Origin of the sequence: Pseudoalteromonas sp. CO348, from assembly GCF_004208845.1 — a bacterium.
Classification (GTDB): Bacteria; Pseudomonadota; Gammaproteobacteria; order Enterobacterales; family Alteromonadaceae; genus Pseudoalteromonas; species Pseudoalteromonas maricaloris.
In genome coordinates, this window is the sequence record NZ_SGPI01000038.1 from 170,746 (window position 1) to 181,776 (window position 11,031).

6 protein-coding genes are annotated in these 11,031 nt (G+C 38.8%); 3 read left to right on the forward strand and 3 right to left on the reverse strand.

Going from position 1 to position 11,031, the window contains the following annotated elements; translation table 11 throughout:
• The first annotated feature begins 40 nt into the window (after nucleotides 1-40).
• Nucleotides 41-2,737 (forward strand): ATP-binding protein, encoded by a 2,697-nt coding sequence (locus EXT48_RS19870; RefSeq protein WP_130165499.1) that lies wholly within the window; start codon nucleotides 41-43, stop codon nucleotides 2,735-2,737.
• A gap of 171 nt (nucleotides 2,738-2,908) precedes the next feature.
• On the opposite strand, the gene EXT48_RS19875 is transcribed toward EXT48_RS19870, so the two are convergent.
• The 3 genes from EXT48_RS19875 to EXT48_RS19885 form a co-directional block, all read right to left on the reverse strand.
• Nucleotides 2,909-4,141, reverse strand: a complete 1,233-nt coding sequence (locus EXT48_RS19875; protein ID WP_130165500.1) for a DUF642 domain-containing protein — start codon at nucleotides 4,139-4,141, stop codon at nucleotides 2,909-2,911.
• A gap of 254 nt (nucleotides 4,142-4,395) precedes the next feature.
• Nucleotides 4,396-5,352: a substrate-binding domain-containing protein gene (locus EXT48_RS19880; protein ID WP_239982175.1), complete on the reverse strand. Its 957-nt coding sequence runs from the start codon at nucleotides 5,350-5,352 to the stop codon at nucleotides 4,396-4,398.
• 156 nt (nucleotides 5,353-5,508) lie between these two features.
• Nucleotides 5,509-6,396: a LysR family transcriptional regulator gene (locus tag EXT48_RS19885; protein ID WP_130165501.1), complete on the reverse strand. Its 888-nt coding sequence runs from the start codon at nucleotides 6,394-6,396 to the stop codon at nucleotides 5,509-5,511.
• A gap of 760 nt (nucleotides 6,397-7,156) precedes the next feature.
• On the opposite strand from EXT48_RS19885, the gene EXT48_RS19890 reads away from it, so the two are divergent.
• Both EXT48_RS19890 and EXT48_RS19895 read left to right on the forward strand, forming a co-directional pair.
• On the forward strand, nucleotides 7,157-8,380 hold the full coding sequence (locus EXT48_RS19890) for an alpha-xenorhabdolysin family binary toxin subunit A (protein WP_130165502.1): 1,224 nt from the start codon (nucleotides 7,157-7,159) through the stop codon (nucleotides 8,378-8,380).
• 108 nt (nucleotides 8,381-8,488) lie between these two features.
• On the forward strand, nucleotides 8,489-10,837 hold the full coding sequence (locus EXT48_RS19895; RefSeq protein WP_130165503.1) for a hypothetical protein: 2,349 nt from the start codon (nucleotides 8,489-8,491) through the stop codon (nucleotides 10,835-10,837).
• Nucleotides 10,838-11,031: the final 194 nt, after the last annotated feature.

The following is an 11,031-nucleotide window of genomic DNA, read 5'->3' on the forward strand; positions in this document are numbered from 1 at the left end:
AGCTCTTGTGGTTGGCCGCATTTAATGAATGGATTGTCTCATGCGTATCTTCGTATTTTTATTTCTTACTGCCCTTTCATTGCAGTTGCAAGCGTTCCAATTTGAACATCTAAATGGCGTCGTTCATGACTCAAACGATAATTTTTATTTGTCCTCGCACAATGGAGTATATAGATACGATGGTCGTCATTTTCTTCCTTTAAGTAAAGCAGCTGGATTACCAAGCGGTTTAGTTCGTGATATTAAACTGAAACATAAGACTTTGTTTTCTTTGTACTCTAATGGTGACGTTTGGGTCACGAATCTAACAAGTCTAGAATCGAAAAAAATAGCGTCTGTGGAAGCGACAAAACTAGCATTAACAAATTCATCGCTTTTCACTTTAGGAAAATATGATGTTAAAAGGATTGATCTAGATTCTGGAGTAGTTAGTACAATATACAGCAGTTCAAGCCGAGTTTTAGACATTGACGCGTTTGCAAATTTGGCCTACCTAATGACCAGAGATGGTGTGTTTATAGTACAAGATGGTGTAATTAAAACCGTTGAAGCACTAAGCATTGATAACGGAAATTTAGCGGCAACACCGCATGGTGTTGTCTACTTTGTTAATAATAGGTTGAGTTACTTCTCTACCCTACAGCAGCAGCTTATCTCAAATATGGAAATACACAATGCTGATAATATAGTATTTGCTGCCCCCTATTTTATCTATTTTACAGATAACGATAGTGTCAATGAAATCACACTCTCAGACCTAAACATTACGAGAACCGGTATCAATACTAAGAAGAAAAACTACAGCAAGTTACATGTAGATGGTAAAAATCGGGTGTGGGGTTTAGGTCTAAACACATTCGAGCCTATTGAAGTTGGTCTTAAGTCTTCTGAATTGTCTTTAGGGTCTAAATACAACGTACTTGAGGGCGTTGCTGGAGAATTGTGGGTTGGCACTACAAAAGGCATTTTTCAAAAAGCCGACAGAAATCATTTTGAGCCATTAACTTGGTTAAATAATCAAATATCTGCACAGGCATTTGAGGTCACGGCCTTTCAACTATTCAATCGCGGTCTCGCGATAGGAACCAATGTGGGTACATATTTTGTGGATTTAGCGAGTAAGAAGGTAACAAAAGTCCATGATGATTATGTGCTAAATTTTTCAGTGATCGATAATAATTTACATATCGCGACAAATGGTTATGGGGTTGTAGAAGTTGATTCACACTTAGAATTGATAGTAGATAAAAAGCTTAGACAATTGCTTCCTAGTTTAGAAGTTTTAGACATTAATCATAGTGGGAACTATATCTATGCAAGCACCAAACAAGGTTTGTTGATTGTTGATACACAAGACTGGACGCGTAGTCTATTTGAAGATGGTGTAGTTGTCACTGATAGCTATGTTACAGAGGAAGGCCTATTTGCAGCGACTTATGGAAAAGGTGTCTGGTTTAAACCCAATAGTGGAGTTTGGCAAAAGTTAAGTTCACCAAATTTTGTTAAGGAGTTTGTGGAGTTTAATGACAATTTGTATTTAGCGACCAACAATGGTGTCCACATTATAGAAAGGGGGGCGGATCATACAAAATTGGTACCTGGAACAAAAGCGCACTCTTTTACGATAGGAAGTCTTAAGGTTCTGGGCGATAAGCTTTATGCTGCTAGTTCAGATTTTATATTTGAGCTCACAACGGCACCTTCAGTCGATCTTTACGCTCCAAAGGTAACAAGTGTCACTCTGGATGGTAAAACCTATTTGGAGTTTTCTGAACTGGTTAGTCAGCATTCAGCTATTGAAATAACGATTAGTGACTACAATTTTGTAGATCAGCATGTCAACTCGTTTGAAGCAAACATAAACGATACTGGATGGCAAAAATTGTTAGCTGCAGGAATGCAACTTAGCAATCTAAAGCCAGGGGGATACGATATTTTATTTAGGGTTGAGAATAAGGGACGCTACGGTGACGTTACGGCGCTGACTTTTAACGTGGCTGCGCCGTGGTATTCAACACCTTTAGCTATTTCAATGTATGCTACTTTGATCTTTATCCTAGTAATTGCGATTTCTGTGTATATATATATTTGGGTGCAGAGTTTTCATAAAGTTTTCAGGAATAATCAACGCCAATACCAAAAAGAAGACTTGAGTGATGCTGTCCTTAAAGTTGCCGAGGCTAAAGAGTTGTGTAGCGGTGGTGACATTACGATTTCAGAAGGTTTAGACAAACTCGACCAAGCACTTTTGAAGCTCGAACCATTGGCACGAGGTCATGCGGCACTTGGCAAAGAAAAACTGAGCGTTGCTATCAGTATGTTGCAGGCTCATTGTTCATATATGAGTGATATGGATCTCGATTTCAATATTTCCATTGGTGAGACACAACTTAAAAAACAGTTGGAAAAGGACATTTACAGCGTAACCTACCATTGTGTTGATAATTCGCTTAAACATTCAAAAGCAACACAACTCAGCCTGTCCATTAGCAAACAACAAGATCAAATTCATGTCATGATTTCTGATAATGGTAAGGGAATGGCGCTTTATTCACGACTTCATTTCGGATTAGGGATATATACCATAAAACAAATTGCGAAAAGTTATAAAGCCAAGTTGAGTATTAAAAGCTCAAAAAAAGGAACTGTTATTCACTTTGTGTTTCCTCTTTTAGAAATTGGCAGGCCGAGTAAAGAAGAAATTCAAAAAGAGGTTTTAGAGAGAATGCAGGATTAGACACGCTAACCAGTCTATTTATCTTACAGATTTTATATGTCTTGGAAGTATCAAAGCGGCTTCGCTAAGGTCTTTACAAACTTAATCTTCTAATATAAAACAATCAACTACTTTGGCTATAAACAAAAAAAGCGAGAGTTTCCCCTCGCCTTGCTTATTGCTGTTTTAGACCTATTCGCAGTAATTAGCTACATACGTTAAGTCGTTGATGTGCTCTGGGCCATCCATAACAAAGGTTGCTTGTGCCGTATTTAGGTCTAATGTGTAGATCTTCGCGTCTTCACCTGAGTTACGACCAGACACGTATAATGTGCCATCTGAGTTTACTGCTAAACCTGATGCCCAATTTACACCATGCTCGCCAACAAGATCTAAAGTCATGTCGCCTTTATCTAGCGTGTAAAGTGCTTTACCCGTTAGTACGTAAATCACGTTTGTATCTGCTGAATATGCGATATCACCATGTGAGAAGTCATCACCTGCATAGCTTAGTTTACCAAGCACTGTTTTTGCGCCTGTTTGCATGTCAAACTCATAAAGATAAGTTTTGCTGCTTGCGAGTAATTTAGTACCGTCTGGCGTTACTGCTGAACGGTATAATGGCCATGAAACCGCATTAGCAGCTAGAGTCTGCTCTGCACTATCTAATGAAACTTTCCAAAGTGATGACGCCTTAGTTGCACTGTCGTTTTGTTCCATAAAGTAAAGTGCGCCATGGTGCGCAGCAATATTTGAGGCTGTGTTAGCGATGCCGTCAACGTATTCATAGGTACCATTTACCATGTCGAATTTATAAACGTAGCTATTGCTGTCTTCACCAAAGTTATTTATGCCATACACGCCTACTTTACAGGTTACTGGCGGCTCTGGAGGTGTAACTTCCTCCTCTTCTGTCACGACGATGTTGTCTAATAACGCACCATATGAGTCAGAAGTGCCTAAACCCTGAAAACGTAACTGCGTCGAACTACCTGTCGCTTCAACCGTATACTCGTACTTTGTCCAGCCACGGGTCGTTGCATTCATCGTTACTAGTGTATTATCGCCAAACCATGCACGTGCGCGATTAGTTGAATCATTGTTTACTACTCGAGGTGAGTAATAAAAACTCACTTTATACTTTTTACCAGCCATTGTTGGGATATTCTGGTAGATTGTATAATTTGCAGTCGAGTCAAGCTCTAGGTATTGATTGCCATCTTGAGGTACGATAATACCAAGGCTTTGCTTTTGAATTTCGAATTTGGCACCTTCTCTGCTCCAACCTTGGAGATTATCAAATAACGCCCAATCACCAGAAATATTGCCTGATGTTTCAAACGAGCCGTTAACGACTAAATTGTCGGCAGCACTTGCTGTACCAATAACTGACATTAACGCTAAGGTTGCAAAGTTAAGTTTCATAGCCACTCCAATAAAATAGAGTTAATGTAAATTTTTTGTTTACATTAACGTCATTCGATATACTACCATTGTCGTATTTTTTTTGTTGGCGGTCAATGAATAACCGAAAAACCAGATTTTATGATGTTTTACTTCTCGAAATAGATTTTTGAATTACTACTTTAGTATTGTTTTTTTTGCGTGGAAAATAGATGTCGAAACCTATCCGTCATTTTGACTGAAGTTTAAGGCTACGTATAACAAAGTTATTAAAGCTAGTGGTTAATGGTACATCTAAGAGTGTTTGTTTGGTTGCAGTAATGAAAGTCTAAGTAGTAGTTATCCTCGGAAGGTGTCTGGCCAAGCGCTATCGTATTATAAAGCAATTCCGCTCCTTTTCGGCCCATTTCATAGGGGTTTTGGCCAATATTGATTGTTGAAAGTCCCTTTTCCAAAGCTTTAAGTTGCATCTCTTCTGTATCTGCGGAAATGATCACTGCATTGTTATTTTTGATCTTCTCTTTGTATGGCAATACGCGTTCAATATAATTAGAGTGAAATTGGGCGAAGCCTGCTACAGCAATAAAAATCGGGGGGGCTTCATAACTTAGCAAGGTCAATAGTTGGCTTATCGCATCTTCTCGTTTACCCATAGTATAAAGTGGGCATCGTTCGTACTCTTGCCACCCCTGCTTGAGATCATTTTCTGTTTTTGTAAGGTTATCTATTGTATGTGTGGAGAGTGCATATCTAACGCCTTTAATTCTTTTATCTAAATTAGGTGTTGAGTGATGACCTGTTTGAATACAAAACGATTGAAGCGCCGCCTTTTTATAAGGCTTGGCGGCTTCTCCTAGTGCAACACCAAATGCAAAGTTATCGGTTCCTACATAGGCGAGACGGTAATCTTTATGCTCTGTTAAAAGGTCAGAGTCAAAAGTGATCACTGGGATCTTCAATTGCTTCGCCTTTTTGAGTGAACGGGACACGAGATAGTTTGAATCGGTAGTTGATATTAATAACCCATCTACCTTTTCATTCAATAGTTCGTTAATAATAAGGCTTTGCGTTCTAAAATCTTGATAGTCGTCTGCACCATCGTAGATACATTCTACATTTGGATGTTGTTTCGCAAAGTCTACACACCCTTTATACGATTGTTCATAAAAGGTGTCATTTTTAGTTTTGCCTACAACCGCAATGGTTATTTTCGCTTGTGTACTTTGACTCACTATCGCAAACAATATTAGTCCAAATACCAAGGCACAACGGGAGAATAGATTTTCCTTTAACTTCATGTTTAGAGTGAAATAATTTTCTTAAACTACTGCAAGCATAACGTAGATTCTTAGTAACGCAAATGAGGACAACATTCCATCTGACGCTCACTAGTGCATCGCAGCATTTTTCAATACAAATTGATGAGCATCCATATAGCTTTTAATAGCACTTTGCGCAATTCGTATCGTCGCTGGTACATCAGTACTACCTTTATGAATACAAAATACTTCCACTTTTTCCAGCTCGAATTCGGGATCTACTCGCTCCAGGTTATGATTATTAAATGCGATGATTTCTGGCACTAACCCGATACCCAAACCGCTTTCAATGAGCCCTATTGTATCGCTAACGGAATTGGTTTTGTGATGTGCTTTGAATGAAAGCGGTTTAACGATATTTTGTGTGGTATGGATAAATTCATAATTTGTGACTTTACCTTCCCAAGAGTTTGCAATGTAAGGAGCGGTGGTGTCGTTAAATTCACTGTCCTTTGCTTTATACAGAACGTCTCTAAATGAACCAATATATTGCTGTGATTGCTCCACATCTGTGCTTTTTCCCACTCTAACAGCAAGATCTATCCCCCGCTCCACTAGATTGAGAGGGCGATCTTCATTAATTAAATTCAGGCGGATCTTAGGATGCGTTTTAATCAGCTTACATAGTGCAGGTGCAACGATGGTTTGCATCAAAGCATAGGATGTTGTCACTGTTAACTGCCCTGCAAGTACTGATTGCTTAGATCTTGCTTTTTCCCAAGCTAACTCTGATAAATGGCTGATTTCAAGGCAATACGCATAGAAGTCTTTACCAACGTTGGTCAATGATTGGCTTCGTGTGTTTCTGTATAATAGTGGTGTTCCTATCTCTTCTTCTAGTTTCTTGAGATGTTGGCTGATCACTGATTTAGACAAAGATAACTTCTCCGCGGCTTTGGTCAGTGAGCCTGACTCTACCACCCCCTTAAATATCATCATTCTTCTTAGTTTGTTCATTTTGACTTCTCTTTTCACGTTACTTTATAAGATAAAGACCGCCACACCTAAATAAAATTACATAAATATTACATAAATTAAACATGTATTTTTAATAGTTATAAATGAAATGTACTTTATGGTCTATACCAAATTCAGCGTCACTTTCCCAACCTAGCTAAAAGTGGTTATTGATAATCTCCTTAATCGTTTTAGATTTAATCTTGTTTGAATTTTTAAGTCATTTAGATAACTTTAAGTGGTTGTGCTAACGGGCTGTTAATTTAATTTTTCTGACTAAGATCAGATGGCTGATAATAGATTGAATTTATTTTTTCAACAAAGAATGTGCGTCTCATTTACAGCGGTAGAAACATTGAGTTCGATTTTATGAAACAATTTAATTGAGATTGAATTTTGAGCGAAAGTAGCTGTAAAAATAAACTGTTGACTATCTGTCTGTAACAAAACCCTCTACATCTATAGCTATGGATGGCTAGGTTGTAGCTCGTTTTTGTTAACTTTCATTTACTTAATTTGTTATTTTGTAGATTGTATGCCATGTTATTTAGTGTTATTGAAAATGCAACTAAATCCCTCAATTTGTTAGAAAGTGTAGAAATTCTTCCATTCTCATTGTCCCTATATCAATAATATTAAAAGTACATCTGGTTAACATTTTAACTACATGCACTTTTATCTTCAGTTGCATCTTTAGAGACCAAAAGAGGTCTAGTGCAACTTAACAGTTAGAACACCGATTGATTAAGGAATATGAAAGATGAAATCAATTAAGTTAAAGAAAAGCGCAATCGCTATCGTAACATCACTACAGCTATTTGGGCTTAGTCAGCTTGCTACGGCGAATACCAACGTCCCAGAAATTTCACCAATTATGTACGATACACTTCAAGGCGATATCGAAGGTTCACCGCTGTTTATAGATGTTGGGTCGAATGACTTCCTACTTACTCAGGAGCAATGGCATACAATTCAAGTTTTTGCTGAGTCAGCTGTTAGTTTACCTAATAACGAAGCTGCCTTTAGAAGTGCGACGCGATATCCAGTAGATACGCCTCTAAATAACGACTACATTGCACTGATGACAACCTTTGAATCAATCAATGCGTCGGGTCAGAATTGGAATCATAAGCTTTATCCTAGCATCATTGATCTTGCGACAAAATTAGCGAATTACTCCGATACCCATGTATTGCTAATTCAACCATTTATTGATGAACTAACAAAGCTACATAACGCGTCGCTAAGCGGAGATTTGCAAGCTGCTGAGCAAAGCAGACAAGTAGCGATTTCATTTCTAAACACCTTCATGAATTTTGTTGATGGTAATCTAACAAAAACCCAATCAGTGGTAGATCAACTTGTTTCCTTTCAAGGAGATTTAACTACACACTCTGGACAATTAAATACACTAGAAGGCACTTTTGAGGACATTTTAAACAAAGACCAGCCAGCTAATATACGTGACCGAATTAGCACATTACAACGACGACTTAACGATCTGAATGATGAAAAGAGTGATTTAAAAACCGGTATTGGCTTAAGTAGTCTTGGCGGCATACTTGGGCTAATCATTGGCGGTAGTATCCAAGGTGCTCAGTTAGAGGAAGTAAAGAGCGAGATTAATAAAGTAGAATCTCAAATTGAGACGGCGAATAAGGAACTCGCTCACGCGATGAGTCTAGCGGCCTCTTATCAAATTGCCAAAGGTCAAGTGGAAGGCATGAACGAAAAAATTGAAACTGCGCTGATTAATGTACGCAAAGTTCAAGTGCACTGGCAGTCTTTGTATGGAGATATGAAGTCTCTTCGAGATGTATTGACTCAATTAGACAGTGAAAATGCTTTACGTAATGCCAACGTGATTGTTGCAGGGATCGTTTCTTCACCTCTTGCTAGCAATGCCAGCAACTCATGGAAAGACATTGCAGACAAAGCAAGGACGTTTCTACAAAATGCCTACCTGCCTACATCACAGCAGTAAACATCAATAAGTTTGAATTTTTAGCATCATAAATCAACAGCTATTGAGCGATCTACTCTCATAGAGCGCTCAATAGGTTGGTGTTTTATGTTGCAACAAGGAGTTACTATGAAACCAACTTTACTCAGCCTGTTGATTGGCTGCGCTTTTTCGAGCCAAGCTGCGACTTGGAACGAGCTATATAATCTTGAGCTAAGTCAAAACCTACCGAGCGTTACGACTTCAAATCAACAACAGATAGACACACAAAATTATTTGGTCTCGGCCTTACATGTAAATTTGAATGACGTGCTTTCCAGTGCAAGAGATCATAATACTATCGTCATTGCGGCTGACACGGTAGAAATCGACCGAAACATGATTTTCGATGCACCAAACAAACGAATTTTTATCGTTGCACGTAAAATAATGGGTAATGGTACGGTGAGTATCAATTTAGACACCCAAAGTGCTCAAGCATCAACATTGGTATTTATGGCTGATAAAGTTGAGGCCAATATCAATATAATCACAGCTCATTCGCCAAGTGATGGTGAAATTGAACGCTTTAGTATTGCACCGGATTCGTTTGGTACGCTATATCAGGTAATACAAGGCAATAAGTTTGCAACGCCTGTTTCGCCAGCGTTAACGTCACTTATCTCTGTGCATAAAGAGTACTTTTTAGATGCATTTGAAAAGTCATTCGATATGGCGGCTTCTATCTATGATCAAAATCCAGCGTTGAGTATTGAGATGTTGAGTTGGCCTGAATCTATTTTAAACGCAGCTCATGATGTTAGAGAATCTTCCGTTCAAGCAAAGAATTTTTACTTGCAGCTGGCTAACTTTAAACAGTTTTTGTCGTACGCAACACTTAACAAAAACTATGTGCCTAGCCTATCCCGCGACTTTTATGAGTTAACGATTAAAGCATATATTGACGCGATGGAAGCATATCAGGATAGCTACAATAATTTTCAGCAACAAGGCAGAAGTTTAGAAAACAAACGCCAAGATCTCACTTTGATGCAGGATAACCTATTCGACGTTGCATCTGCTGAGCAACGAATTATCTCTCGCTCTGTTGAGCAACTGACGAGCTTGGTAAAAACACTTGATGAACAAAAAGCATCATTCAGCGGACAAGAAAATAATGTCTTCTATTCTGGGGTCGAGTTTCAACAAGGAATTTTGGACTACAAACTAGATAAAATCACTGAAATTGGGCTTAAAGTACTTGAAACCGTAATTAGTGCGGGCACTGCATTTGCGGGTGCTGCTGGGGGTGACACCAGCGGTCTGAAAGACTTGGTCGCGAGCTTGCCCGCCACAATCCAAGAGATCAATGAGTTAAAAACCAAAATTGATGATATCGCGTCATTAATGGATAAAGTACAAACGGTTAGCGGCCAGTTAAACGTGTTATCGCAAAAAACCGCTGATCCGTTTTCTAGTAGTGAGCTTGCACAAGAGTTCAATCGTCTTAATTCACTCATTCCGACCAAAGAAGAGGCAAATCGAATTTGGGACGAATTTTTGATAACTGCTAAGGCACAAATGAAAAAGGCCATAGATGAAGACATTGATGGTGCAAGTGACTACCTTGTTGCTATCGAAAAGTTGATTAATCATGGTAAGGCAATAGTTGCTGTAGAGATTGATATTGCCCAGGAGCAATCTAGACAGATAGATTTGCGCATCACCGCTGATGCAAAGCTTAAACAGATCAATCGTATAGATGCATTTTTACAAAATAATCAAAACAGTCTAGATGAAATTCAGGACATGGAGGAACAGCTATTCCGGACTCTGAATAATCTAAAACGTCCGATATTTGTTGCATTAACAAACTATCAGGCGGCATTTAGCTACTGGTCTCTTGATGACACCATAGTGACACCAAGCCTTAATCAAAGTTATCAAGAATACCGTCACGACTTAGCTTTACTACGTGAACAAGAGGCCGCGTCATTATTGCGTTTTAACCCTCGACCTCAAGATTTTATGCTCACCATAGAAGAGTTAGATGCGCCGCAGCAATTGCTGGATTTTGCGCAAGACGGTGAAATGAGTTTTACGCTGTCGTTGGAAGATATTGATTTTTCCCAGTTTGATCGAGTTAGATTAGACGAGGTCAATGTTGTACTAGAAGGTTCTGGGTTAAATGAGAACCAGCGCTATGATATCGAAGTAAGATCTAGTGGTTCATATCAAGATAGGTTTAAAGGGCAACCCTATCAATTTAGTGCAGAGTCGTTATACCGATTGGTAAGTTACGAGCTGTTAGATAGTGAAACGACGCGCATAGATCCAATCACCAGTGGTGCAATAGCAAACGATTATGCGATTAATTACTTTAAACCAACTCCGTTTACCACTTGGTCAATTAAGCTGAAAAATCCACAGCTTTATGACTTAAGTAAAGTGACGAATATCAAAGTGTCGTTTAAAGGAAATGCGATCCCCAAACAATAGTGCGCAGTTTAGTCTAGTAGGAGCCACTTCACGTGGCGATCTTTAACAAAAGCTCGCAGGATTAACCTGCTCCTACTTTGGTGAGATTTGAATATTTGCTAAACCAGATCGCCTTTTCGTAGGAGCCACTTCACGTGGCGATCTTTAACAAAAGCTCGCAGGATTAACCTGCTCCTACTTTGGTGAGATTTGAA

What these genes read in the sequence shown, in the direction of transcription:
- EXT48_RS19890 (WP_130165502.1), top strand. Translation starts at nt 7,157, where the DNA reads ATGAAATCAATTAAGTTAAAGAAAAGCGCAATCGCTATCGTAACATCA.
- EXT48_RS19895 (WP_130165503.1), top strand. Translation starts at nt 8,489, where the DNA reads ATGAAACCAACTTTACTCAGCCTGTTGATTGGCTGCGCTTTTTCGAGC.
- EXT48_RS19870 (WP_130165499.1), top strand. Translation starts at nt 41, where the DNA reads ATGCGTATCTTCGTATTTTTATTTCTTACTGCCCTTTCATTGCAGTTG.
- EXT48_RS19885 (WP_130165501.1), bottom strand. Translation starts at nt 6,396, where the DNA reads ATGAACAAACTAAGAAGAATGATGATATTTAAGGGGGTGGTAGAGTCA.
- EXT48_RS19875 (WP_130165500.1), bottom strand. Translation starts at nt 4,141, where the DNA reads ATGAAACTTAACTTTGCAACCTTAGCGTTAATGTCAGTTATTGGTACA.